This window comes from Bacteroides cellulosilyticus (assembly GCF_020091405.1).
Lineage (GTDB): Bacteria > Bacteroidota > Bacteroidia > Bacteroidales > Bacteroidaceae > Bacteroides.
In genome coordinates, this window is record NZ_CP081903.1 from 169,343 (window position 1) to 195,607 (window position 26,265).

Below are 26,265 nucleotides of genomic sequence, written 5' to 3' on the forward strand. Positions count from 1 at the left end.
TAAAGTTAAACCTTAGATTTATTTATTATGTTCAAATTAAAAGAATCAATTTTATTGTTTTTCCTCGCTTTCGTCAGTACGATTGCATACGCGCAAAGTCTGACAGTTACTGGTAAGGTAGTCGATAGCGAAGGTTATGAAGTTATTGGAGGTAGCGTTATTATTAAGGGTGCTGCCGGTATTGGAACTGTTACTGACATAGATGGCCACTATTCGCTGAAAGTAAATGATGCATCTAAAGATGTATTAGTCTTTTCGTATGTGGGAATGACTCCCCAGGAAGTGAAAGTCAACAATCAGAGTGTTATTAATGTAACGTTGCAGGCAGATGCCGTACTGCTGGACGAAGTTGTAGCCATCGGTTATGCAACTGTAAAACGTAAAGACCTGACCGGTTCTGTTGCTTCGGTTAATAGCAAAGAGCTTTCAAAAGTTCCTACCAGTGATATTACACAAGCTCTTGCCGGCCGCATGGCAGGTGTGCAGGTTATGCAGAGTGAAGGTGCTCCCGGAGCTTCCATTTCTGTTCGGGTTCGTGGTGGTATTTCCATTACTCAAAGTAACGAACCTTTGTATATCATCGACGGTTTCCCCAGTGAAGACGGTATGTCTACCCTTGACCCAGCGGAAATTGAAACAATCGACATCCTGAAAGATGCTTCTGCTACAGCTATCTACGGTGCCCGTGGTGCTAATGGTGTAGTCGTTATTACTACCAAGAGCGGTGGTAAAGACGGAAAAGCGACTGTCACATTTGACAGTTATGTAGGTTTCAAGAAAATAGCCAAGAAGCTGGATGTACTTTCTACTTATGAATTTACGATGTTGGATTATGAACGTCGCGTTTACGACGCTACCACTCCGGACGACTGGGAGAAAGACATCAAAAAGTTCACCGAAATCTACGGCAACTACAGTGACCTTGAAAAAAACTATGGCAATCGTAAAGGGCTGGACTGGCAAGATGAAACATTGGGACGCACGGCAATTACACAAAACTATCGTGTAGGCGTTTCCGGTGGTACTGATAAATTAAATTATAACCTGGCATATTCTTATTATGACGAAGACGGTGCCATGGTATATAGCGGCAACAACAAGCACAACATTTCATTCAACATGAATCATAAAGTGAATGACCGCTTGGACATCACCGCCCGTATCAGTTACGACCAAATGAAAATTACCGGTATGGGTACTTCTGAAGGAGGCGACCGTTTCAATAAGATGCAGCACATTTTGCAGTACCGCCCCACAGTAGGTATCAACGGAACCGATGACCTGTTATTGGGAGATGAAGACCCTATCTTCTTGGATGATTCAGGTAACGTAATGCAGAACCCCTTACTTTCTGCGGCAGAAGAGACGAATGATCGTGAATATCGTACATTCCAGGCTAACGGTGGCTTCACTTTGAAACTTTTCAAAGGTCTCTCTTTCCGTAATACCACAGGTATGCGTTACCAAACACGACGCAACGATGTTTTCTACGGAGACAAGTCAATCACAGCAAAACGTTCAAGCATCAATGGTAGTATTCAAAACCTAGAGACCGGTAGCTTCCAGACTTCAAACGTATTGAACTATAACTGGTCGGGTAAAGGTCATGATGTGACTGCCATGGTAGGTCAGGAATATGTAGACCGTTGGAACCGTAATTTCAAAGCAGCAGCATCTAACTTCCCGAATGACGATATAGGTTTGGCTGACCTCTCACTGGGGCTTCCGACAGCAGTTCAGTCTGCCGAAAACTATGATGATAAATTGCTCTCTTTCTTCGCCCGTTTCAACTACGGCTTCAAAGATAAATACTTGTTTACCGCTTCGGTTCGTGCCGATGGTTCTTCCAAATTCGGTAAGAATAACAAATGGGGCTATTTTCCTGCATTCTCAGCAGCTTGGCGCCTGGGAGAAGAAGAGTTTATCAAGAACTTGAATATCTTCTCCGACTTAAAAGTTCGTTTGGGCTATGGTATGGCGGGTAACAACCGTATCGACAGTTACCTTAGTCTGGCTGTATTGGGATCTGTCACTTATCCCAATGGAGACTCCACCCAGCCCGGTTATGTTTCCAAGCAGATTCCTAACCCTGACTTGAAGTGGGAAGCTAACAAAACCTTCAACTTTGGTCTTGATTTCGGTTTCTTCAATCAACGTTTAACCATTTCTCCTGAATTTTACATAAACCGCAGTAGCAATTTGTTGCTAAACGCCAAACTGCCTACTTCATCCGGTTACAACAGCATGGTTATCAATGCCGGTGAAACAGAAAACAAAGGTATTGACTTAACCATCAACTCAACCAATATTACGAATAAGTATTTTACCTGGAACACATCCATCACTCTGTCACACAATAAGAATTCTGTAAAGAAACTGACGGGAGAAGATGTGCAGTTGTGGGAGGCTAACTTCGGTTACAGCCAGAATACGCACATTATCGGCGTGAACCAACCTTTGGGACAGATGTACGGATACGTAACAGATGGTCTGTACCAAGTATCTGACTTTGATTACGATGCAGCAACTAAAACTTACACACTGAAAGACGGTGTTCCGTATGCAGGCGAAAAAGGTAATGTAAAACCGGGTATGTGGAAGTTTAAAAATATAGATGGCAGCAAAGACAATAAAATTACAGAAGCTGACAAAACAGTCATTGGTAACGCTTATCCGAAACTTTACGGTGGTATCAATAACACTTTCACTTACAAAGATTTCGATTTGAGTATATTCCTTACCTATAGCATCGGTAACGATGTATTCAATGCAACCAAACTGACCAACACCAAAACTGCTTTGCAGAACAAAAACGTTTTGGCAGTAGCTGATTCTAAGCACCGCTGGGTATTGGTTAATAAGGCAGGTGACTTGATTACAGATCCCCAGGAGATGGCAGACATCAACAAGGGCAAGACTGTAGCCGCCATTTATGATAACGAAGCAGGTGATACTTACATTCACTCTTGGGCTGTAGAAGATGGTTCTTTCCTGAAACTGAGTAACATTACTTTAGGTTACACATTCCCGAAGAAGATGATCAGAAAAGTCGGATTGAGCAAATTACGTCTGTATGCCACAGGCTCTAACCTGCTGACCTGGACCAAATATTCCGGCTTCGATCCTGAAGTTTCTACAATGGGAAATGGTCTGACACCAGGCGTTGACTTTGGTGCTTATCCCAGAAGCCGCGCGTTTGTTTTCGGTATTAATTTAGCTTTCTAATGAACTTCAAATGGAGAATACAATGAAAAAATATAGAGTGATTGCGCTAAGCGCACTGATTGCAGCAGGATTCACCTCTTGCGACCTGACTGAAAAACCTACTTCTTACTACGAGAAGGACACTTATTTTGAAACTATGGACCAGGCAAAAATGTCAGTAGTAGGTATTTACGATTGTCTGGCTATAGACAAGCATTACGGACAATATGAAATGGCGATGCCTGCTTCGGATGATACCTATTATATTCAAGGAACAGGTACGGATAACACACGTCGTGATATTGCCCACTACATGGTGAAACCGACCAATACTTGGATTGCATCCATATGGGAATACAAATACCTGGGTATTGACCGTGCTAATTTTTCCATTGCCGGTATTGAGAAGATGACAGGTTACGAAGAAGATTCCAATTTAAAAGAGTTAGTGGCTCAGGCACGTTTCCTCCGCGCATTTCTGGCTTTCGATTTAATTAAATACTGGGGAGATGTTCCGTTCAAAACCACTTATACTGCCGGATATGACGAATCTTTCAAAGGTCGTGTAAGTCGTGAAGAAATCTATGACCAGATTATAGTTGACCTGAATTTTGCTAAAGAAAACCTGCAAAAAGACAATGCTTCACTTTCACCGGAAGTTCCTTCACAAGGTGCTGCCCATGCATTGCTGATGCGTGTTTATCTGCAACGTGCCGGGTACAGCTTGCAGCAAGACGGTACATTGACCCGCCCGGACGAAACTAAAAGAAAAGAATACTTTAACGCTGTAATTGCCGAATGGACTGCCTTCCAGAACAAAGGCAACCATGGTTTTTATACAGGTGGTTTTGAACAGTTATTCAGAGGTTATTCAGAAGGTACCTTGAATTCCCAAGAGAGTTTGTGGGAAATTGCTTTCAATCCTACAGGAGCCGGCTACAAGGACAATGCAGGTACTTGGGCTACTTATAACGGACCAGCGGTAGAGGCACCGGGAAAAAATGCTCCTGCTGATGCATGGGGACGTGCCAATGCTTTCTTCCGTGTACTGCCGGCCTGGAAAAACTTCTTTGAAGAAGGCGATGAACGCAGAGATGTAATGGTATGTACCTATCAGTACAAATGGAATGCAAATGCCGGTAAACATGATAAGGTTGAAAACGCAAAACTGACTGACTGGTATCCCGGCAAATGGCGCAGAGAGTGGATGCCCGGAGGTTTTGTAGATCCCAACAACACAGGAGTGAACTATTGTCCGCTTCGCTTCGCCGACGTTGTATTGATGGCAGCCGAAGCTTATAATGAAACAGGCAACACCCCGGAAGCCTGGAAATTGCTGAATATGGTACGTGAACGCGCAAAAGCTACTCCGATAACCGATGCCAACTACAGCAGCCTGATGAAAGCTCCACAAGTTTATGATCTCCCATATATTCAGGATGGAGACGCTGCCGGCAAGTTCCGCACAGCTCTTTATTGGGAACGTGGTTTCGAGTTAGCTTTCGAAGGTCAGCGCAAATATGACCTGTTGCGTTGGGGTATCTTGGGCGACGCACTGAAGTTCTTCCAAGGAAATATGGACAAAGCACTCAAAGGTAAGTATGTAGCCGGTGATAAATTCGTCAAAGGCCAGCATGAACTTTTCCCGATACCACTGGGAGAGTTACAGGCTAATCCGGCTTTGAATAACCAGAATAATCCGGGTTACGAATAAATCCGGGAAATATAAAATTGGCAATTGTGATGGAGAGAGAATCTGTTTCATACTCTCTCCATCTGCTTTACTTATAAAACGTATTGTATGAAAAGATTTTTATTATTTTGTTACGCAGTTGCTACACTACAGGGTTTCTCCAGTTGTTCATCCAGTCAACCTGAAGAAGATTATGACTGGTTGAAAAAAGCAATAGATACTTCTGTTCAACAACTGGAAGAAACAGTGGCCGATGTAGGAGATTCAGTCTTGTTGCCCCGTTCCATCTGGACGGGATACGATATGGATTTTCTCTGTAGTCAGTTACAAAGAGATCCTGCAACCTTCAAAGACTCTTTACGGGTTAAACCCGTGAAGGATGTTCTGGGAAGCCGCAGATATTGCAGTTCCATCTATGATTGGACAAGTGGTTTTTTCCCCGGAAACTTGTGGTATACGTACCAGCTGACCGGCATTGAAGGATTAAAGAACGATGCTGTGAAATTCACGAATTATTTGTATCCGGTAAAAGACTATAAAGGTACACACGACATCGGATTTATGATGAATTGCAGTTATGGAAATGCATATCGCTTGGCTCCTGCCGACAGTGTTCGTCAGGCATTGGTGCAAACAGCCGATAACTTATGCAGCCGTTTTGATCCGACCATAGGTTCTATTCGCTCCTGGGATTTCGGGAAGTGGAATTTCCCTGTAATTATTGATAACATGATGAACCTGGACCTGCTGTTTTACGTAAACCATCTTACCAATGATTCCAAGTATAAGGAAATCGCATTGAAACATGCCGAGACAACCTTAAAAAATCATTTCAGAGCAGATCATTCATCCTACCACGTAGTCAGTTACAATAATGATGGCAGCGTAGAAATGAAATGTACCCATCAGGGGAAAAATGATGATTCGTCATGGGCACGCGGACAGGCTTGGGGAGTATATGGATATACCTCTTGCTATCGTGAATCCGGAGATACGGTCTTCTTGCAGCAAGCCAAAGATATTGCAACATTGATTATGACTCGCGTAAAGACTGAGGATGCGATACCTTTGTGGGATTATGATGCGCCGGATAGCCCGGAAACACCCCGTGATGCATCTGCCGCCTCTATTACAGCCTCCGCTTTGATAGAACTCAGCACTTTGGTAGAAGATGGACAAGTATATTTTGACTATGCGGAAAAACTGCTTAAGTCTCTTTCTTCCGATGCTTATCTGGCAAAGGTTGGTACGAATCAGGGATTTATCCTGATGCACTCTACAGGTTCGTTGCCCAATGGTTCCGAAATTGATACTCCTATCAATTATGCCGATTATTATTATCTGGAAGCATTGGCCCGGTATATGCAGGTAAAAGGACTCGATTATAAATCGCTTTAAACGAAATTAGTATACCATGAAAATAGCAAAGTATTTTTTATGCCTGGCTCTTTTGCTGGCCGCCATAAGTGCGGAAGCGCAGCAACTGCGGAAGGAAGCCTTTGATTTACTGAACCTGGATTATCCGGGGTTGGAGAAAGTAAAGGCTGCATGCACCCAACAGCAATGGGATAAAGCGGCTCAGGCTTTATTGGACTATTACCGCCAACGCACCGGCATAGGACATCCTGATATAAATCTGAAGAATATCAAAATATCAAAGGAAGAACAAAAATGGGCGGACGATGCCCTGGAACACACATTTTTTGTGCACAAAGGATATCAGCCTTCCTATAATTACGGTAAAGATATCAATTGGCAATATTGGCCGGTACAGGACAACGAGTTGCGCTGGCAGTTGCACCGCCATAAATGGTTCACCCCGATGGGAAAAGCATATAGAATCTCAGGGGATGAGAAATATGCCAAGGAATGGGCATACCAATATATGGACTGGATTAAGAAGAATCCTTTGACAACCGTAGAGAAAGAAGAATACGAACTTGTCAGTGCGGGCGAAGTAAAAGGAAATGCTGAAAATGTACGCTTTGCATGGCGTCCGCTGGAAGTGAGCAATCGTTTGCAGGATCAGACACTGCAATTTCTATTGTTTATTCCCTCACAGGCTTTTACTCCGGAATTCCTGACTGAGTTCCTTATTAATTACCATCGGCATGCCTTACACATTTTGGGCAATTATTCCGACCAAGGCAACCATCTGTTGTTCGAAGCGCAGCGTATGGTGTATGCAGGCGTATTTTTCCCTGAATTTAAAGAGGCAACCGGATGGAGAGAGAGTGGGATAAGCATTTTGAACCGTGAAATAAAAAAACAGGTTTACCCGGATGGCGGTCAATATGAACTGGACCCGCATTATCATTTGGCGGCAATCAATATTTTCTGCAAGGCCCTGCGTATGGCTGATGTCAATGGTTTCCGTCAGGAGTTTCCTGCCGAATACGTGAATACAGTTAAAAATATGATTGAGTTTTACGCTAACATCTGTTTCCCGGATTACAGTAATCCTTGTTTCAGTGATGCAAAACTGGGAGACCGTCCGGCAGAAATCCGCAATTATCAGGAATGGCTCAAACTGTTTCCTGATTGCGACTGGATTCGTTATTATGCCACAGAAGGACGTGAAGGTTCCCCCCTACCCAATCTTTCTCACGGAGCCCTGACTTCCGGTTTCTTTACTTTCAGAAACGGCTGGAAACAAGATGCTACTGTAATGGTGGTAAAGGCCGGGCCTAAAGGTGAATGGCACTGCCAGCCGGATAACGGAACTTTTGAGCTTTGGTTCAATGGTCGGAATCTCTTTCCGGATAGCGGTTCATACGTCTATGCCGGTGATGATGAAGTGATGAAACTTCGCAACTGGTTCCGCCAGACAAGTTCACATAATACCCTGACACTGGATGAGAAAAACTTGCAGACCACACAATCCGTCACTAAACTTTGGAAACCCGAAGGTAATGAACAAATCCTGGTGACAGAAAATCCCCATTATGAGGGTTTAAAGCACAGACGTTCTGTCTTCTTTGTAGACCAATCTTATTTTGTCATTGTCGATGAGGCTGTGGGAGATGCAAAAGGAACAGTGAATCTGAACTATCACTTATGTGAAGGTACTGTAAATGTGGACGATAAGAATCATATTCTGACTACCGCTTACGATGGGCCAAGCAATATGAAGCTACAATGCTTTGCCGAAAAGAAAGCTTCGATGAGAGAAAAAGAAGGATGGCGTTCAACTGCCTATCGCGTACGTGTCCCCCGTACTTCAGTTTCTTTTGATGTGGACAAAAAGGATTCGGAAGCTGTACGCTACATAACCATTATCTATCCTTCGAAAAATGCAGCTTCTTTTCCTGCATTCAAGGCTAAATTCCTGAATAAGAAGTTTGATGAGAATGGAGTGAAAATAGAGATATCTGTTGATGGAAAGAAACGTCAATTGGAGTATAAACTATAAGAAGACTTTTATTATGAATCGCTTATCATATTTATTTTTACCTCTCACTGCCATCGGAGTCTCCGCTTGTAGCTCCAATAAGGCCAAAGAGGAGGTGAAACGTCCGAACATTATCTTTATGATGACAGACGACCATACCACGCAGGCTATGTCGTGCTACGGCGGACGCCTGTTGCAAACTCCCAATATGGATCGGATTGCCAATGAAGGTATTCGTATGGACAATTGTTATGCGGTCAATGCTTTATCCGGTCCGTCAAGAGCTTGTATCTTGACGGGCAAATTCAGCCACATCAATGGATTCACTGATAATGCCAGTACTTTCGACGGCAACCAACAGACCTTTCCCAAATTATTACAGTCGGCAGGCTACCAAACTTCGATTATCGGTAAATGGCATCTGATCACCGAGCCTCAGGGATTTGATTATTGGTGCATCTTGACCGGACAACATGAACAAGGGGATTATTATAATCCCGATTTCAATGAGAACGGAAAGCAGATTGTAGAACAGGGCTATGCTACCGACATTATCACGGATAAGGCTATCGAGTATCTGGAACACAGAGACAAAAGCAAGCCTTTCTGCATGATGTACCATCAGAAAGCTCCGCATCGTAACTGGATGCCTGCCCCCCGCCACTTGGGTATGTTCAATAATACCGTTTTTCCTGAACCGGCCACACTCTTCGATACGTATGAGGGAAGAGGTTCCGCTGCCAGGGAACAGGATATGTCTATTGAACATACATTGACCAATGATTGGGATCTGAAACTGCTGACTCGTAAAGAAATGCTGAAAGATACGACCAATCGCCTCTATCAGGTCTACAAACGTATGCCGGCTGATGTGCAGGATAAGTGGGATTCAGTATATGCCCAGCGCATTGCCGAGTATCGCAGTGGTAAACTGGAAGGTAAAGAGTTGATCAGCTGGAAGTACCAGCAATATATGCGGGATTACCTGGCAACAATTGTTGCTGTGGATGAAAATATAGGGCGGTTACTCAGTTATCTGGAAAAAATCGGTGAGTTGGACAATACAATCATTATCTACACTTCGGATCAGGGTTTCTTCCTGGGCGAACATGGTTGGTTCGATAAACGCTTCATGTATGAGGAATGTCAGCGTATGCCGCTGGTCATCCGTTACCCGAAGGCAATCAAGAGCGGAAGTGTTTCGAGTGCCATTGCCATGAATGTAGATTTTGCTCCCACCTTGCTGGATTTTGCCGGAGTAGACATACCCGCCGATATTCAAGGCCAGTCGCTCAAACCGATCTTGGATAATGGGAAAATACCGGCAGACTGGAGAAAAGCCGCCTACTACCACTATTATGAGTATCCGGCGGAACATTCGGTTAAAAGACATTATGGCATTCGTACAGCTGATTTTAAACTGATTCACTTCTATAATGATGTGGACGAGTGGGAAATGTACGATTTGAAGAATGACCCGAATGAACTGAATAATGTGTTTGACAAACCGGAATATGCCGACAAACGGACAGAACTGATGTCACTGCTGAAAGAAACCCAAAAGCAGTATAAGGATGATGATCCGGATGAAAAAGTAAATGAGCTGTTCAAAGGTGACAGACGATTGATGAAAAATAGATAATCTAAATGAATACCATGGATAGAAGAAATTTTTTAAAGAATACAAGCTGGTCCTTTCTCGGATTAGCTGTTTCCGGTAGTTTATTGTCCGCATGCCAGCGCGGAACTGCCGCAGGAAAGAAAATTATGCCCTCTGCCAGTAATCTGAAATATTTCTGGGGAGATCTACATAACCACTGTAACATAACCTACGGCCATGGCGACATGCGTTCTGCGTTCGAAGCCGCCAAGGGACAATTGGATTTTGTATCTGTCACCCCACATGCCATGTGGCCTGACATTCCCGGAGCAGATGACCCTCGCCTGAAGTGGGTGATTGATTATCATACCGGTGCTTTCAAGCGTTTGCGCGAGGGAGGTTATGAGAAATACGTAGCCATGACCAATGAGTACAATAAGGAAGGGGAATTTCTAACCTTTGTAGGTTATGAGGCACATAGCATGGAACATGGCGACCATGTGGCCCTGAACTATGACCTGGATGCACCGTTGGTGGAATGTACCTCCATTGAAGACTGGAAACAAAAAGCCCGCGGACATAAAGTATTTATAACTCCGCATCACATGGGTTACCAGACGGGCTACCGCGGATATAACTGGAACTTCTTTACGGAAGGAGACCAGACCCCGTTCGTAGAGATGTATTCCCGCCACGGATTGGCTGAGAGCGATCAGGGCGATTATAATTATCTGCATGATATGGGACCTCGCCAATGGGAAGGTACAATTCAATGTGGATTGGAGCAAGGCAAGAAATTCGGTATTATGGGCTCGACAGACCAGCACGCCGGATATCCGGGCAGTTATGGTGATGGGCGTATAGGCATACTGGCAGAGTCATTGACCCGTGATAAGATTTGGGATGCCATGAAGAACCGTCACGTTTGTTGCGCTACCGGTGATAAGATCAATATAGATTTTCGTCTGAACGACGCTTTTCCGGGCGATGTGGTGCGGGGTAACAGCCGCCGTATTTATTTGAATGTGGAAGGCGGCAGTTGCATCGATTACATAGACATTGTCAAGAATCGAAGATGCATAGCCCGTTTAAGTGGTCCGTTGTTGCCCGAAATGCCGGAAGGAGACATGGTACGTTGTAAGGTAAAGATTGAATTTGGATGGAATCGTGAAGAGCAGTATGTACATTGGCAAGGAAAGCTATCTATCAGCAAAGGAACTATCAATGCTGTGGAACCTTGCTTCCGTGGCGCTGCCTTCACCTCTCCGCAACCGGGAGAACCCGAGTTTGAAACAAAGGTCAACCGTATTGTGTCTGTTACGGACAAGGATACGGAGTTGGACATGTACAGTTCCAAGAATCCGAACACCACCACTCCCGCCATGCAGGCTGTCATTCTGGATGTCACTATGCCTAAAGACGGTATGATTACGGCAGAATTCAACGGCAAGAAGTTTGAACATTCACTGGGCGAACTTCTGGAAGGTTCCCGCTCCCATTTTATGATCGGATGGCTTAGTGAAGCTATTCTATTCAACCGTGCAATGCCGGAAAGTTGCTTTATGGTTGAACATTATATGGAAGATACTGAACCCGAAAGAGATACGGACTATTACTATGTCAGAGTTCGCCAGCGTGACCAGCAATGGGCGTGGAGCTCTCCTATATGGGTAGAAAGAACATAATGTTTCCTTATTTGATACAATAAATTATGGAATACGCAATTGGCATTGATTTAGGTGGCACATCTATAAAATATGCTTTGGTAGATAAAGCGGGTAATTCTTTCTTTGAGGGAAAATTACCCTCTTTTGCTTCTGTTTCGGCTGCAAAAGTGATGGAACAACTGACAAAGGCTGCCACTTTGCTGAAAGATGAAGCTGCCAAACAGAACTGGAACGTACTGGGCATAGGACTTGGTACACCGGGAATTGTAGATGAAACAAACCGTATCGTACTGGGAGGTGCGGAAAATATTGTCGGCTGGGAAAATATAGATGTAGCCTCCCTTATGGAGAAACAGATGAGTCTACCGGTAGTTGTTGGAAATGATGCCAACCTGATGGGACTGGGAGAAACGAAATACGGTGCAGGAAGAGGTTGTACTCATGTGGTGTTTCTGACTGTAGGAACCGGTATCGGCGGAGCTGTCATCATTGATGGCAAGTTGTTCAATGGATATGCTAACCGGGGTACGGAGTTGGGGCATGTACCGTTGATTGCCAACGGTGAACGTTGTGCCTGCGGGGCAGTCGGCTGCCTGGAGCATTATGCTTCGACTTCCGCCTTGACAAGACGTTTTAGCGCATTGGCGAAAGAGCAGAATTTAAGCTTTGATACGGAGATAAACGGGGAATTGATTGTTCGCCTCTATCATGAAGATTTCCCGCTCGCTGTCGAGTGCATGAACGAACACTTTTACTATTTGGGGAGAGGAATTGCCGGCTTCATCAATATCTTCAGTCCCCAACGGATTGTGATAGGAGGAGGTGTTGCAGAATCCGGCAGCTTCTATTTAGAGGAAATAAGGGCGGTAGTCAAAAAGCACGTAATAGCAGACTGTGCCCTGAATACCCAGATTGTGGCTGCCGAATTGGGCAATAGAGCCGGTCTTATCGGTGCAGCGTCACTAATTCTATAAACAAACGAATTATCATGAAAAATAACAAGAAATGGGGTATGCTGGCATTGATAATGATGTTCTGGTTTACCATTTCATTCATTACAAACATTCTCGGGCCGCTAATTCCTGACATTATCCATAACTTTGAGCTGAAGGATCTGGCAATGGCGGGATTTATCCCGACTTCCTTCTTTCTGGCTTATGCCATCATGTCGATACCGGCAGGCATATTGATAGACAAATATGGAGAAAAGCCGGTGCTGTTTATCGGTTTCCTTATGCCATTTATCGGAACCGTCTTGTTTGCGTGTTTCCCGTTTTATTCGATATTACTGGTGTCTTCCTTTATCATCGGTTTGGGAATGGCTATGTTGCAGACCGTAATTAATCCTTTGCAGCGTGTTGTCGGTGGAGAAGAGAACTACGCATTCATAGCCGAATTGGCACAGTTTGTGTTTGGAGTAGCATCGTTTATCAGTCCTTTGGTTTATACTTGGTTAATACATGCGCTGGCACCGGGAGTCTATCAGCCGGGAAAGAATTTCCTGCTTGATATTTTGGCGGACATCACTCCGGTCACTCTTCCCTGGGTTTCTCTTTATTGGGTATTCACAGTGTTATTGCTGATTATGCTGCTCGTTGTGTCATTGGTTCGTTTCCCGCGCATTGAACTGAAAGATGATGAACGCAGTGGTTCTTCGGCCTCCTACAAGAAATTGTTCCGTCAAAGATACGTATGGCTTTTCTTCTTGGGAATCTTTTGCTATGTCAGTACGGAACAGGGAGTTTCTATTTTCATGAGTACTTTTCTGGAACAGTATCATGGCATTGATCCGAAGACCGTCGGCGCGCAAAGCATCAGTTATTTCTGGGGTTCAATGACCGTCGGATGCTTATTTGGCATGTTCCTGCTGAAGTTGATAGACAGCAAACGTTTACTGCAAATATCGGGCATACTTTCCATGGGGTTACTGTTAATCGCATTATTCGGTTCTGCGGAAATAGCGGTATGGGCTTTTCCTGCAATAGGCTTTTGTATCTCCATGATGTACTCCATAGTGTTTTCACTTGCCCTGAATACAGTAACCCAGAATCATGGTTCTTTTGCAGGTATCCTTTGTTCCGGAATAGTGGGAGGTGCAGGTGGCCCGCTGCTCGTCAGCCTGGTATCCGATGCCACTTCATTGCGAACAGGCATGCTGCTTATTTTGGTTTTCATGGGATACATTACGTTTATCGGCTTCTGGGCACACCCTTTGGTTAATAATAAGACAGTTAGCTTGAAAGAGCTGGTTACCTTCAAAAAACAAAAATAAGATTTTGAGATGAAAAAGATAGTATTGGGCTTATCGGCCCTCTGCCTGTTAATGGCATGTGGCAGTTCCGAGCAACCTGCCGTGATAAAGGTTTCCGAAGAAACATTGATGCATGAAGTCCGTGCAACTCCCTCTCCTGCCGGTGGCACATACGTCAAGATGAATCCACCGCGTTTCATGTGGCCGGACAAATTCCCTCATTTAGGTCCGGTGCTGGATGGAGTTCCGGGACAAGTAGATGAAAAGCCCAAAGTAGTTTACCGGATTCGTATCTCCCAAGACAAGAATTTCCGGAAAGATGTCCTTACCGGTGAACGTGCCTGGGCTTTCTTCAATCCTTTCCAGTGCCTGGCACAAGGAAAATGGTATTGGCAACATGCTTATGTTACCCCCGAAGGTACTGAAGAATGGTCGCCGGTTTACCAATTCTATATAGATAAAGATACACCGGAATTCAATCCGCCGACTTTGGAAAAAGTCTTGGCAAAATATCCTTCCCATCACCCGCGTGTGTTGCTGGATGCAGCTGACTGGGAAAAGATTATAGCGAAAAATAAAAATAATCCGGAAGCCCGGACTTATATGGACAAGGCTTCCCAATGCATTTCCCGTCCGTTGAAGCATCTTCAGGAAGAGATCGATACAACGAATGTAGTTACGTTGACCAACATAGTGCAACGTGAATCAGCCCTCATCCGCGAGAGCCGTAAGATTGTAGACAGAGAAGAGGCCAACGTGGAAGCATTGGTCCGTGCTTATTTGCTGACAAAAGACGAGAAGTATTATCGGGAAGGCATTAACCGCCTGAGTGAAATCCTTTCCTGGCAAAAAAGCAAATACTTTGCAGGCGACTTTAACCTATCCACCCTATTGTCTATGAGCACATCCGCATATGACGGATTTTATAATTTACTGTCACCGGAAGAGAAACAACTGCTGTTGGATAACATCCGCAGAATTGGAGACAAGTTCTATAATGAATACGTGAACCATCTGGAGAACCGTATTGCAGACAACCATGTGTGGCAGATGACTTTCCGCATCCTGACGATGGCGGCATTCGCTACAGTCGGTGAAATACCGGAAGCGTCCGTATGGACAGATTACTGTTATAATGAATGGATTTCACGCCTTCCGGGTCTGCATAAGGATGGTGGCTGGCACAATGGAGATGCCTATTTCCATGTAAATATACGTACCTTGATAGAAGTGCCGGTCTTTTTCTCACGCATATCCGGTTTCAACTTCTTTGCAGATCCGTGGTATAACAACAATGCCTTATATGTTATCTATCAGCAACCTCCCTTCTCCAAATCCGGAGGTCATGGCAACTCACATGAAGGACAACGTAGTCCGAACGGAGGGCGCGTAGGATATGCCGATGCCCTGGCACGCGAATGTAACAATCCGTGGGTAGCTGCTTATGTACACGAAATTATGCAGGAAGACCCTGACATCCTGTCGAAGGCTTTCGAAGCCAAACCGGCAGATTTGACCTGGTATCGCTGCACAACCCCGAAGGAAAGGCCTGCTTATAGCAAACATCTGTCGGAACTACCGGAATCCAAAGTCTTCAAACAAGCAGGTACTGCCCTGATGAATACCGACATAGGGCATCATGCCAACAATGCCATGCTTTCTTTCCGAAGCAGCCCTTATGGTTCCACATCCCATGCCTTGGCCAATCAAAACGCTTTCAACACCTTCTTTGGGGGTAAGGCTATCTTTTATAGCAGCGGGCATCGTACCGGATTTACAGATGATCATTGTATGTATGCCTACCGGAACACCCGTGCCCATAACTCCATATTAGTAAACGGTATGGGTCAAAAGATAGGGACAGAAGGCTATGGTTGGATTCCCCGCTACTATGAAGGTGAAGAAATCTCTTACGTTGTAGGCGATGCCTCCAACGCCTATGGGAAAGTAGTTTCTCCGTTGTGGCTGGAACGCGGACGTTTGTCCGGCACTCAATTTACACCGGAGAAAGGTTGGGATGAAAATAAGCTGGAATTCTTCCGAAGACATATCGTTCAGCTCGGACGCTCGGGTTTGTTTGTTGTTTACGATGAACTGGCCGGTAAAGAACCGGTAGAATGGAACTATCTGCTGCATACGGTGGAACTGCCTATGGAGGTTGTTAAGGAAGAAGGAGGATTGCGCATCTTGGGTAAGAATAAAGCGGATGGAATATCAATAGCTCATTTATATTCTTCACAGGAGATGACTTATGCACAAACGGATACATTCTTTGTAGCCGCCCTTGACTGGAAAAAGCGTCTTGGCAAAGCTCTTGCTAATCATTATCATTTTACGGCAACGACAACTCCTTGCAATAAAGTGTTTTTTCTCAATATAATCGATGTACATGGAAACAACCGTGCCGATGCCGTGATAAATCATCAGGGAAATCGCATTACAGTAGAAGGATGGGTTATTGAATGTAATCTGGATAGTGAAGGTAAAGCGTTCCTGCGCATAGAGAACAAGCAGAACGGTGCTTCACTGGACTTCAACTATAATTCGAATAAGGGTGCTACGACTATCGTCGATCAGGTAGGCGGAAAGAGAATAGAGAAAAGACTGGTTGATTCCCTACCGAAACCTGAAATATAAAACCGAATATTAAATCATGAAAGCTAATAATATGGTAAAACAAATTCCAATGAAGCATCTGGCATTTTTTTCTTTGCTATGCTCTTCTGCGGCTTCTGCGGCCGAACGTCCCAATATCATCTATATATTCACGGATCAACAGACAGCCAGCGCCATGAGTTGTGCCGGAAATCCGGACCTGCACACTCCTAATCTCGACCGCTTGGCAGCGGCTGGCGTAATGTTCAATAATGCTTATTGCACTGCTCCGCTTAGTGGTCCTTCACGTGGAGCCATGTTTACGGGGCATTATCCGGATGCAGTAGGACTGTCAGTCAATGGTTCACCGATGCCCGACTCTCTCAGGACACAGACATTAGGCACCTTAATAAAGAATGCCGGATATGATTGTGCTTATGGCGGTAAATGGCATCTCCCTCTTCTTGATGTCCCCGACAAAGAATACGGCTTCGACAACATATACAAACATAGTGACGACGGACTGGCGGAAGCTTGCGCCGAATACCTCTCACGCAAACATAAAAAGCCGTTTTTCCTGGTAGCTTCTTATGACAATCCACACAATATCTGCGAATACGCACGGAGCCAAAACTTCCCTTATGGAAATATCGATACGCCTGATATACGGGACTGCCCGGGAGTACCTGCCAATTTCGCCAAGAATCCTTACGATGCCGATGTCATTGAAAGCGAAAGAGCAAACAATTATAATGTATATCCAACTGCCGGTTTTACCCCCGAAGACTGGCGTATGTACCGTTATACCTATTATCGTTTGGTAGAAAAAGTAGATAAGGAGATCGGAAAAATTATTGATGCGATTGATAAGAACGATCTTTGGAAGAATACAGTAGTGATCTTCTCCAGTGACCACGGAGATGGTATAGGGGCTCACCATTGGAACCAGAAATCTGCTTTATATGAAGAAGTTATCAACATTCCTCTTATTGTAACCCTGCCCGGCAAGAAGAATGCAGGCAAAGTATTGCCTCAGCTTATCAGTAACGGTATAGATTTCTTCGCTTCCGTATGCGACTGGGCAGGTGCCAAGATGCCGGAAGGGGCAGCCGGAAAGTCTTTCCGGAAAGTTGTGGAAGAAGGCAACCCACAAGCCTTGCATCAAGAATACATCATCACCGAAACACGTTTTGACGGTAGCAAGACAAGAGGTTGGGTGGTACGCAGTGAACGTTATAAATATGTGCTTTATGATAAAGGAAGACATCGTGAACAACTGTTTGATATGCAGAATGACAGAGGGGAAATGAGAAATCTGGTTATGGAAAATGCATATAATCAGGAACTACAAAAACTTCGTGATGTCCTTGAGAAATGGATGAATACATATAATATACGTCCAAGCCGCCCAAAACTGCACGATGTTCCCGGTAAAAAACTCGTAAGCACAACCCGATATCAGACAGCTTATAAATAGATAAGAAATCCCGGTATATAATATGGGGAAAGGTTCTCCTCATATTATTGCCGGGATTATACTGCTGAAGAATTAGTTTTCGTATTCCACTATCTTCCTTAACGGAGCTAACAAACGCTCCAATACATTCCTGTCCGCCAATATAATATCTGCTGTCCCTTTCAATTCGCGTACTGTAGGGAGTGTTCTGCCATAGTTTGTATGCAACCCATCGGGCAAAGTGATTTCCACAATGTATACTCCGTCTTCTGTTGGAACCGGAGAAATACTTTCCACCCTTCCCTTTACATAACCAAATTCCTGATCAGGATAATTGTCTATACGCACATGCACTTTCTGTCCTATCTGTACCTTTCCTGAACCCTGCAAAGGAAGTTTTGCCTTTCCAACGACTTTCGAATCTTTCGAAGGTTGTACCACAAAAACCGTCTCCCCCGATTCTACATTCTGATTACGGCTCCAAACCGTCATAAAAGTTACTTTGCCACAAATCGGACTACAGAACAAATAGCTCTGTTCCCACGAACTCAATTGAGCTTCAAGCTGTTCCACTGCATTCTTCAATTCAAGTCTGTGGTTTTGTTCTTCATCATAAGCCTGCTTGCCCAAATCCAATAAATTTTCTTCCTGCTGCTCCAATTGCATTTCAGCTTGCAACAAACTCATGCCGGAAGTTTCCCTGGTACGCAGACTCTGCAAATAACGACTACCCGACTCTTCAAATTCTACTGCAATCATAGCATCTCCTTCAAAAAGGATGGAATCCCGGTCATACATACTTTGCGCCAATTTCATTTCTTTTTCAGTCAATGTATGCTCACGCTGTACCAGATTGAGATAAGAACGTTGCCCGCCCAGCTGTTTTCTTCCGGCATTCAATTTCTTTGTGTAATAGTCCTGCTTAATAAAACGGATATAATCTGAAAGAGCAATCATGAAAGAAGCGTACACCGATTGCAGTTCCCCTAATTGCAAGCGTTTACCTATAAAATAGTCCGCTCCCTTATCCGGTTCATAACCGGCCTCTTTCCATTCTTTCATACAATCTGTCAGCCACAGTACATCTTCAGTAACAGAAGTATTCTGAATTACCCCCAAACGCTCGCCTGCCTGCACCATGCCACCATTATTTATATACAACGTATCAATCTTTCCTGCTGAACGTGCCAAGATAAAAGCCGGAGGTTCTTCAGTCGTCAGAGTTACTTCCGCTTGCAGCACATCTGGGTATCGAAAGACCCAGCACCCAACCAATATAACAAGCAGAATAATAAACAGCACCGTTATCCCCCACCTCACCACCCAAGGTGAAATGTGATTCATAACTTCCTGCACTTCTTCACTACGCAGTTCTATCTCCTTGTATTTCTTCTCTTCTTCCACAGTATTGAGTTACAAATTTCTAATTACCCAGTTCCAATTGATTTTTCACCAACTGATAATACAAACCTTTCCGCTCAGTCAGTTCCAGGTGAATTCCCTCTTCCGCAATCTTCCCTCTATCCAGCACTATTATGTTGTCCGCATCTCTCACCGTACTCAACCGATGAGCCACCACCACGACCGTCTTGCCCTTATAGAATTCGTACAAATGTTCCATAATCTCACGTTCATTATTGGCATCCAAAGCATTAGTAGCCTCATCAAAAAACAGATAATCCGGATTCTTATAAACGGCACGGGCTATCAAAATGCGTTGTCGTTGTCCCTGACTGATACCATTTCCTTCCATACCAATTTTAGTGTTATATCCTAACGGTAGAGAATCTATAAAATCACGAATATTTGCAATAGTCACCGCATGCCGCAAGCGTTCAATATCAATCAGCTCTTCGCCCACTGCAATATTCTGGGCAATTGTTTCAGAAAAGATGAAACCGTCCTGCATCACAGAACCAGTTCGGGCACGCCATAGATGCGGATTAATATTTTCCAACGGAGTATCCTGTATTTTGACAATTCCTTTATTGGGAGTATAGAAGCCGAGCATCAACTTTATCAGAGTGGTTTTACCGCTTCCACTCGCTCCAACAATAGCTGTCACCCTATGTCGGGGAATATGAAGAGAAATATCATCCAGCACATAATCCCTGTCTGCACCATCATAACTGAACGACAGATTCTCGATCCGAATATCTCCCTTTTCCGGCAACACCGTCAGTTTCGATGAGATATCCTGTTCTTCATCCCTTTTGCTATGTATCTCATTCAGACGTTCCAAGCTAATCTTCGCATCCTGAAACTGCTGAGCAAAACTGATAAAAGAAGAAACCGGAGAACTCAACTGCCCGATAATATAAGTAAGAGACATCATCATACCCAAAGTCATCTGCCCATCTATCACCGCCTTTGCCGCAATGAATGAGATTACAATGTTCGTGGTCTGATTAAAGAAAATAGAGCCCACTTGCTGAACCTGTCCCAATGCCAACCCCTTTATACTGATTTTAAACAATTTCACCTGTATACGCTCCCATTGCCAGCGTTTTTGCGTTTCACAGTTGTTCAGTTTGATTTCCTGCATGGCAGTCACCATCTGTATCAGACTGCTTTGTTCTCCGGCAGCTTGTGCAAAACGTCGTATGTCCAGTTCACGCCGATACTTCATGAAAACAAGTATCCAACAAACGTACAAGGTATTGCCTAATAAGAAAATACCTAATACTGTGAGATTATAATAAGCAAGTACAAAGGCAAAAATAAAGAAGTTGACAAAGGAAAAGAGTGTGGTAATAGATGACCCTGTTAGGAACGTTTTAATACGTTCATGATCACCGATACGTTGCATAATGTCACCTACCATTTTTGAGTCAAAGAAGTGCAATGGCAATTTCATTAACTTAGCCAGAAAATCAGATATTAAAGAGATAGTAATACGTGTATTAACATGTAACAGTATCCAGCTGCGAATAAACTCTACCGAAAGTTGCGATACAGATATTATGATTTGTGCTATCAGTACCAGAATGATAAAATTCAAATTACTATCACGGATACCTACGTCCACCAATGACTGCGTCAGAAAAGGGAGAATCAGTTGCAACAAGCTGACTGTTAGCATCCCCAATATCAACTGTATCAATTGCTTTTTATAAGGGGTGAGATATCTCAGAAAGAAAAGCAATCCTCTTTCTCTAATTTCCGGTTCATCCTCACGATGATAAAAGTCCGGTCCGGGTTCCAATATCAATGCTGTACCGACATCTTCTCCCTCTGTCCTTGTCGACAGCCAGCACTTCTTAAATTCCTGTTCATTATAATCCACCATCTGTTTTCCGGGATCAGCAATCTGAAACCAATACTCCTCTTTTCTTTTTTTAATGCCATAGCAAACTACAAAATGGTTTTGGTTCCAATGTAAGATGCAAGGTAACGGTACATCCGTAATAAATTGTTCAAATGATACATAAACTCCCGACGTCCGAAAACCAATAGCCTCTCCCGCATCACTAATCCCCAATAGTGATACTCCCTCACGGGATATAAACGAACGCACCCGCAATGTCTGCAATGAATAGCTCTTACCATAGTATTTAGCAATCATACGCAAACAAGTAGGACCACAATCCATCGCATCTGCCTGGTGATAATATGGAAATGAATGTTTCATCAATTGATATTTAAATCCCCCAAATACCTCATATCTTCAATCTTATAATTATCCGGCAACTGGTAACCGTTTATTAAAATAGTGGGAGTTGCCGTTAACCTGTTTTTATATTGCCATTCATTATGACTACCCAACTCTTGAGAAACTTCTGTAGTTTCCAAATCATAACCGAACGTCATGATATAGGCTTCGCCCAAATACTTCTTTCCTGCAAACCACTCATTATAAATCCTTTCAGCCTTATCACGTTTTTCCTGTTGATAAACGGCAAGAAGAAACCGGACGCTGTTTTCAAGCTCTTTAGTGAAAGATGAAAAAATATATTGCACACAAACCTTGTCCCCCATTTGTTTCAGTAATATGCCAATACGTTTATGCATCTGTGCGCATGGATTACAATGCGGATTAGTCAGGATCGTAATACGCAACTTTGCTTGCGGACATCCCCAAAGAATTTGAGAAGTGACAGCACCAACCTCATAACGAGGCTGTTGTTCTAATTGAGAAAGAAAAACACTCTCTGATGCTTTCAGATTATTCAATTCATACTTTACACTCTCTAATTGTTCCGAACGAAACCAACGTTCAGCCAGAAGGTGTAAAGCTAAGAAAGGGAGTAAATAAAGTATGACTACAAACAGAATCTCCTGTATTTCAAAAGCCGGCCACTGCCATCCTACACAAACATTGACAATAGCCGTCAGCCAAAGCAGCAACAAAACAGACAAGCACAACGGACACCATTGTTTAGCCACCTTATACTGATACCAAACGCTCCAAACCGTGTAAGGTAAAGACAATAAATTGACAAGAGCCAAGTAGGGTCCCCATTGGGGATAAAATACTGTCATGATAAGACTTGATACAAAATAGCCAAGTCCTATTTCACTCCAACTAAATACTCCCCATAGCTTAGCCGCTTCAGACTCCAGCACACTATTACAATCACTTTGTTTGAATAAAGAACAGATTTTATCAGTATACTCACTTTGTATTTTCCCCTGTTTCAACAATAATAAATAAGTCACCCCTACACCTGCCAGATTAATGAGTAACACTAAACTACCTGCCACTGAAGAAAACAACTGATGTTGCAAACATCCCAATAACAATAAAATAGCTAAAATCATAATCATACCTATTTTCTGAACCGAACTCAAAAATTCCGCTTTCCAATGTTTTCTATATTCCGGTTCTACTGATGATTTTCCCGGTTCAGCAACAAGCGCAATACCCGACCATAATCTTTTAAATTCTTCTACAGGTACAGATATTCGTTTTCCCCGCCAGATATATTCCATCATCTGTCCGGATAAATGGCTCACGACTACAAAATCATTACCAACGTGGGCCACGAACGGAAAAGTTAATTCCCCCAAGTCCTTATCTTCCACCTGTACTCCAGTATTCTCTATCTTATACACAGACAACATATCCGACAGGCCATACAAGTTATAGCGATGCGGATGCTCTGCAAAAAGTTTATCAGCAAAACTTCTTGTAAAGGGGATATGTAATTCTCTTAGATAACTTGATAAAAGTGTTTTCATTGTATATTCAGATATCTATGCTATTAACTTATTCATCTTATTTCTTCAGCCGAATCCGTATCAATACATTATTACCTTCTTCATCTATGTTCTCAGCTAGTTTCCGTATTTCAGAATTATCAGAAACCAACCAAGCATCTAATAGTTTATAAGTTGGATAGCCACATTCCAAATATTCATAACCATCCATCACGTAATAGTTAGAAGGAATTACAGAAGGAAGTCCACATAAATCATCGACGATTCCCTCTGAATTAAATAACTTCCCAGATGTTTTATCATAAAAACAATAATTCCATTGGTTCTTCATTATGTCATAAGGACGCCATATACACAAATAATAATTAACAGTTTCTATTATAGTATATATTATCATAGATTGATAATATTCTTCCTTTTCCACTTTGGCAGGAGTCAGTCGCTTATCCCACTTACCCCATACAGCAAGAACCTCTTCCCCTTTTTCTGAAATTCGATAGATGGTATCACTATATTGATTCCAAGCTAACATAGCATCACCAAAAAGTCCGATATGGTCAGAAGGGAAACTCGGATAATTACCTGAAGCAAAATATATACTTTCGTCTTGTTTAAAAGATAATAAATTCCCTATTGTATCTGTTATGGCATACATACAAGAACGCAATTTATCATCAGCTTCTACACTATAATAAAAGTAAAGCTTGCCTTTCAAATAATAAAACTTCCATGCCCACTTTTCAGGAAGTTGAAGAGAATATTTATTTAGAAAAGTCCCTTCATAAGAAAAAGATAATAATGTAGAAGTATCCATACGATAAACATAAATAATCCGGTCTGTTTCATTTATTGCCATTTGATAAAGTCTACTATATTCACCCGGCCCTTGCCCTATTCCCCCTATCCTATTCATAAAATGCCCTTCTTTATCATACCTCAATATACCCTGCTCCGTTCCAGCCAAGAAAAAAGATGAAGCATGCACAATTCTAGCCCCCTTATAATCAATAGAATCGGGTTGAATGATTGTTACCTTGTCCGCTATATCAGAGAGTTTCACATCTCTTTTTATGAAATCATCATAATGCCAAACCATTAGATTACTGTCAGACTGACTATGGCATGAACACAAAAAAATATATATTATACAAACTATCTTTTTCATACTTTATAGTTGTGAATTACATAGGAGAATAAAGTTCTATTCCCCTATGCAATCAATCAAAACTTACGTACAACGAATACTTGCTACATCATCTTTAACACCTTGATCATAATAAATCAAGTTTACGCTCGTGCGAGCCATTGCTCCGCTTGTAGCACAAACGGAGCCACTAGAACGGCCTCCTCCCACCCAAATGGTAGCACAAGTATATAGTGACTCACCTTCACCGCACATACTTGAAGGAACCGCCCCTCCACGCACCTGCTTCATTTCCGAGACATTCAAAATCTTTTTCATAAGCATAGATTTTAATAAAACAATAAGGAAACTTCCGTTTTATCCATCACAACAGCCAGCTACTCCGTTACAATTAATACTATACGGTATCAGTATCAAAGTTGAAATGCAGCTAACATCCCGACTTGGAATGTAGCAAAATTAGGCAGGATACTACACTTAAACAAGAAAAGATACCGGACAAAAATCAAATCAGATATAGCACTATAAATCAAAATATTACCTCTGTAATAAAGATAAAAAGAAGAACCTCAACCGGACAAGACATTCTCTTTATTCTCTACAACTTCCGTATAAAATCATCAAAAGCATTACCACCGGACAACAAAAATTTACTCTTCATACGCTGCTTTGACTTCGCAATAGCATCGGCAGTTACGTTAGAAACAATGGCAATCATGCCATTCGTGAACCCGGCTCGGATAAGATAACATATCCTCCGCTCCTGCATACCCAGTTTATAACCGTCCAGTTTCTCCGACATATCACCATAAAGAGTATCGATTACTCCAAATACCTCCATCCATTCCTCATCCGACTTCACCAGTCCATATGCCGGTTGGCAACGCAACTGACACAACCGGCTTAGTGCAAGCGTACGCTCAACAGGCAATAAGGAATGAATTTCCTGATATTCTTTCAATTGCTTTGTATAGGATACATTCAGTTTCTGCAAATAAGAGTTCAACTCATCCTTATCTTTCTGCCGGACGAACAACTTCTCTATCCTCCGAGACAATTCATGATTTTCTTGTAATAATTGCCGCCGTTTTTCTTCCGATTCCACTCTTCCTTCATCCAATTGTTTCTCATTCTCTTTCAGGCGAGTAAGCAAATGTTCAATCCTCCTCTGAACATTCCGTTTGTATAAGTGAAAAGCCACAAAGCCAACTACAACTAAAAGCATGGCTCCGAAACCGATAGAAAGCAACCATACTTTACGATTTAACAGCTCATTTCTTATCCGCTGATTCTCATTTTTCAAGATTTCACTATTGTACTTCTCCTTTATTTCACGGTCTAAAGCCAATTGATCCTCATTCATTTTACACCAGCTTGCATAAAGTTCCTGATATTCGGAAGCAAACTGCCTGTAGTCTTTGATTTTAAACTCTTCGCCCTGCAACAGGTTCAGATTTCGATTCCTTCCTCTCACAAAATCCTCTTTCATCAGAAACATCCCATTGGAAACCCGCCGCATCGGAAGTTCGTCCGTTGCCGATATTCTCCGGTATTGAAGCATTTGTTGCTTTCCTTCTTCCCAATCATCCACATTATGGCAGACAATGGATAATTCAGTAGAAATATCCATAAAAAGAGTCGGGTCAAAGTCCGCCACTGCCTCCTGCGCTTGAAGATAATAATACAGGGCACTGTCCGGACGCGAAGATAAAAGATAGATCCGCCCCATATTTCGCAAGGCATTGGCATAAGAAGCGGTCAGTGATTTCTTTTCGAATATGCCGGCAGCTTGTGAAAAGCATTGCAGTGCATCCTCATAGTTATGCCCATTCAGGTATCGACGGCCATAGTAACAATAGATAGAAGCTTTCAGAGACGGACTTTGCACCGTGTCGGTAGCCCATAAAGTGATGGTACTGTGAATGGGAGCTTCCTCTATAGGATGCTGGCAAGATGACGCAAGTACAATCATCCCTCCAAAAAGCAATAAACAGAACAGCATTTCCCGTAGTAATAGCAATTTCAGTATAATATGCATAGGTTATCATTCATGTATGGTGCAACAAATATACTGATTTTAATAAACATCTTCGACTTTATGCGC

Annotated in this window: 16 protein-coding genes; 10 read left to right on the top strand and 6 right to left on the bottom strand. The window is 43.0% G+C overall.

Annotated features, from left to right (window positions below):
• Positions 1 to 27: 27 nt before the first annotated feature.
• The 10 genes from K6V21_RS00495 (at position 28) to K6V21_RS00540 (ending at position 17,878) form a co-directional block, all read left to right on the top strand.
• Positions 28 to 3,225: a SusC/RagA family TonB-linked outer membrane protein gene (locus K6V21_RS00495; RefSeq protein WP_224320523.1), complete on the top strand. Its 3,198-nt coding sequence runs from the start codon at positions 28 to 30 to the stop codon at positions 3,223 to 3,225.
• Positions 3,226 to 3,247: 22 nt separating this feature from the next.
• Positions 3,248 to 4,918, top strand: coding sequence for a RagB/SusD family nutrient uptake outer membrane protein (locus K6V21_RS00500; RefSeq protein ID WP_224320524.1), 1,671 nt, complete (start codon positions 3,248 to 3,250; stop codon positions 4,916 to 4,918).
• Positions 4,919 to 5,005: 87 nt separating this feature from the next.
• The gene (locus K6V21_RS00505) at positions 5,006 to 6,295 is read left to right on the top strand and encodes a DUF4995 domain-containing protein (protein WP_224320525.1); all 1,290 of its coding nucleotides are present in this window, start codon (positions 5,006 to 5,008) and stop codon (positions 6,293 to 6,295) included.
• A 16-nt stretch (positions 6,296 to 6,311) separates the two neighbouring features.
• Positions 6,312 to 8,309 (top strand): heparin-sulfate lyase HepC, encoded by a 1,998-nt coding sequence (hepC, locus tag K6V21_RS00510; protein ID WP_224320526.1) that lies wholly within the window; start codon positions 6,312 to 6,314, stop codon positions 8,307 to 8,309.
• 13 nt (positions 8,310 to 8,322) lie between these two features.
• A complete protein-coding gene (locus K6V21_RS00515; RefSeq protein WP_224320527.1) occupies positions 8,323 to 9,930 on the top strand; it encodes a sulfatase in 1,608 nt (535 codons plus the stop codon).
• A gap of 14 nt (positions 9,931 to 9,944) precedes the next feature.
• On the top strand, positions 9,945 to 11,573 hold the full coding sequence (locus K6V21_RS00520) for a Tat pathway signal sequence (RefSeq protein WP_224320528.1): 1,629 nt from the start codon (positions 9,945 to 9,947) through the stop codon (positions 11,571 to 11,573).
• A 26-nt stretch (positions 11,574 to 11,599) separates the two neighbouring features.
• Positions 11,600 to 12,529, top strand: coding sequence for an ROK family protein (locus tag K6V21_RS00525; protein WP_224320529.1), 930 nt, complete (start codon positions 11,600 to 11,602; stop codon positions 12,527 to 12,529).
• A 14-nt stretch (positions 12,530 to 12,543) separates the two neighbouring features.
• Positions 12,544 to 13,827: a sugar MFS transporter gene (locus tag K6V21_RS00530; RefSeq protein WP_224320530.1), complete on the top strand. Its 1,284-nt coding sequence runs from the start codon at positions 12,544 to 12,546 to the stop codon at positions 13,825 to 13,827.
• Between the two features lie 9 nt (positions 13,828 to 13,836).
• Positions 13,837 to 16,443, top strand: coding sequence for a DUF4962 domain-containing protein (locus K6V21_RS00535; RefSeq protein ID WP_408912636.1), 2,607 nt, complete (start codon positions 13,837 to 13,839; stop codon positions 16,441 to 16,443).
• A 16-nt stretch (positions 16,444 to 16,459) separates the two neighbouring features.
• Positions 16,460 to 17,878 carry a sulfatase gene (locus tag K6V21_RS00540; RefSeq protein WP_224320531.1) on the top strand — a complete coding sequence of 473 codons (1,419 nt, stop codon included), beginning with the start codon at positions 16,460 to 16,462 and terminating at the stop codon, positions 17,876 to 17,878.
• Positions 17,879 to 17,950: 72 nt separating this feature from the next.
• Here the strand turns inward: K6V21_RS00540 and K6V21_RS00545 are convergent, their stop codons facing one another.
• The 6 genes from K6V21_RS00545 to K6V21_RS00570 form a co-directional block, all read right to left on the bottom strand.
• A complete protein-coding gene (locus K6V21_RS00545) occupies positions 17,951 to 19,261 on the bottom strand; it encodes an HlyD family secretion protein (RefSeq protein WP_224320532.1) in 1,311 nt (436 codons plus the stop codon).
• Between the two features lie 19 nt (positions 19,262 to 19,280).
• The gene (locus K6V21_RS00550; RefSeq protein ID WP_224320533.1) at positions 19,281 to 21,491 is read right to left on the bottom strand and encodes a peptidase domain-containing ABC transporter; all 2,211 of its coding nucleotides are present in this window, start codon (positions 21,489 to 21,491) and stop codon (positions 19,281 to 19,283) included.
• Entirely contained in the window at positions 21,488 to 23,038 is a 1,551-nt protein-coding gene (locus K6V21_RS00555) for a vitamin K epoxide reductase family protein (protein WP_224320534.1), read from the bottom strand. The genes K6V21_RS00550 and K6V21_RS00555 overlap by 4 nt, the downstream gene beginning before the upstream one ends.
• Before the next feature lie 37 nt (positions 23,039 to 23,075).
• Entirely contained in the window at positions 23,076 to 24,182 is a 1,107-nt protein-coding gene (locus K6V21_RS00560) for a 6-bladed beta-propeller (RefSeq protein ID WP_224320535.1), read from the bottom strand.
• Between the two features lie 63 nt (positions 24,183 to 24,245).
• Positions 24,246 to 24,479 carry a hypothetical protein gene (locus K6V21_RS00565; protein WP_224320536.1) on the bottom strand — a complete coding sequence of 78 codons (234 nt, stop codon included), beginning with the start codon at positions 24,477 to 24,479 and terminating at the stop codon, positions 24,246 to 24,248.
• A gap of 280 nt (positions 24,480 to 24,759) precedes the next feature.
• Positions 24,760 to 26,199, bottom strand: coding sequence for a tetratricopeptide repeat protein (locus tag K6V21_RS00570; RefSeq protein WP_224320537.1), 1,440 nt, complete (start codon positions 26,197 to 26,199; stop codon positions 24,760 to 24,762).
• Positions 26,200 to 26,265 lie beyond the last annotated feature (66 nt).

Excerpts from the sequence above, each read along its gene's own strand:
- hepC (WP_224320526.1), top strand. The coding sequence starts at position 6,312 with ATGAAAATAGCAAAGTATTTTTTATGCCTGGCTCTTTTGCTGGCCGCC.
- K6V21_RS00500 (WP_224320524.1), top strand. The coding sequence starts at position 3,248 with ATGAAAAAATATAGAGTGATTGCGCTAAGCGCACTGATTGCAGCAGGA.
- K6V21_RS00570 (WP_224320537.1), bottom strand. The coding sequence starts at position 26,199 with ATGCATATTATACTGAAATTGCTATTACTACGGGAAATGCTGTTCTGT.
- K6V21_RS00520 (WP_224320528.1), top strand. The coding sequence starts at position 9,945 with ATGGATAGAAGAAATTTTTTAAAGAATACAAGCTGGTCCTTTCTCGGA.
- K6V21_RS00525 (WP_224320529.1), top strand. The coding sequence starts at position 11,600 with ATGGAATACGCAATTGGCATTGATTTAGGTGGCACATCTATAAAATAT.
- K6V21_RS00515 (WP_224320527.1), top strand. The coding sequence starts at position 8,323 with ATGAATCGCTTATCATATTTATTTTTACCTCTCACTGCCATCGGAGTC.
- K6V21_RS00505 (WP_224320525.1), top strand. The coding sequence starts at position 5,006 with ATGAAAAGATTTTTATTATTTTGTTACGCAGTTGCTACACTACAGGGT.
- K6V21_RS00560 (WP_224320535.1), bottom strand. The coding sequence starts at position 24,182 with ATGAAAAAGATAGTTTGTATAATATATATTTTTTTGTGTTCATGCCAT.
- K6V21_RS00495 (WP_224320523.1), top strand. The coding sequence starts at position 28 with ATGTTCAAATTAAAAGAATCAATTTTATTGTTTTTCCTCGCTTTCGTC.
- K6V21_RS00535 (WP_408912636.1), top strand. The coding sequence starts at position 13,837 with ATGAAAAAGATAGTATTGGGCTTATCGGCCCTCTGCCTGTTAATGGCA.
- K6V21_RS00565 (WP_224320536.1), bottom strand. The coding sequence starts at position 24,479 with ATGAAAAAGATTTTGAATGTCTCGGAAATGAAGCAGGTGCGTGGAGGG.
- K6V21_RS00530 (WP_224320530.1), top strand. The coding sequence starts at position 12,544 with ATGAAAAATAACAAGAAATGGGGTATGCTGGCATTGATAATGATGTTC.
- K6V21_RS00540 (WP_224320531.1), top strand. The coding sequence starts at position 16,460 with ATGAAAGCTAATAATATGGTAAAACAAATTCCAATGAAGCATCTGGCA.
- K6V21_RS00555 (WP_224320534.1), bottom strand. The coding sequence starts at position 23,038 with ATGAAAACACTTTTATCAAGTTATCTAAGAGAATTACATATCCCCTTT.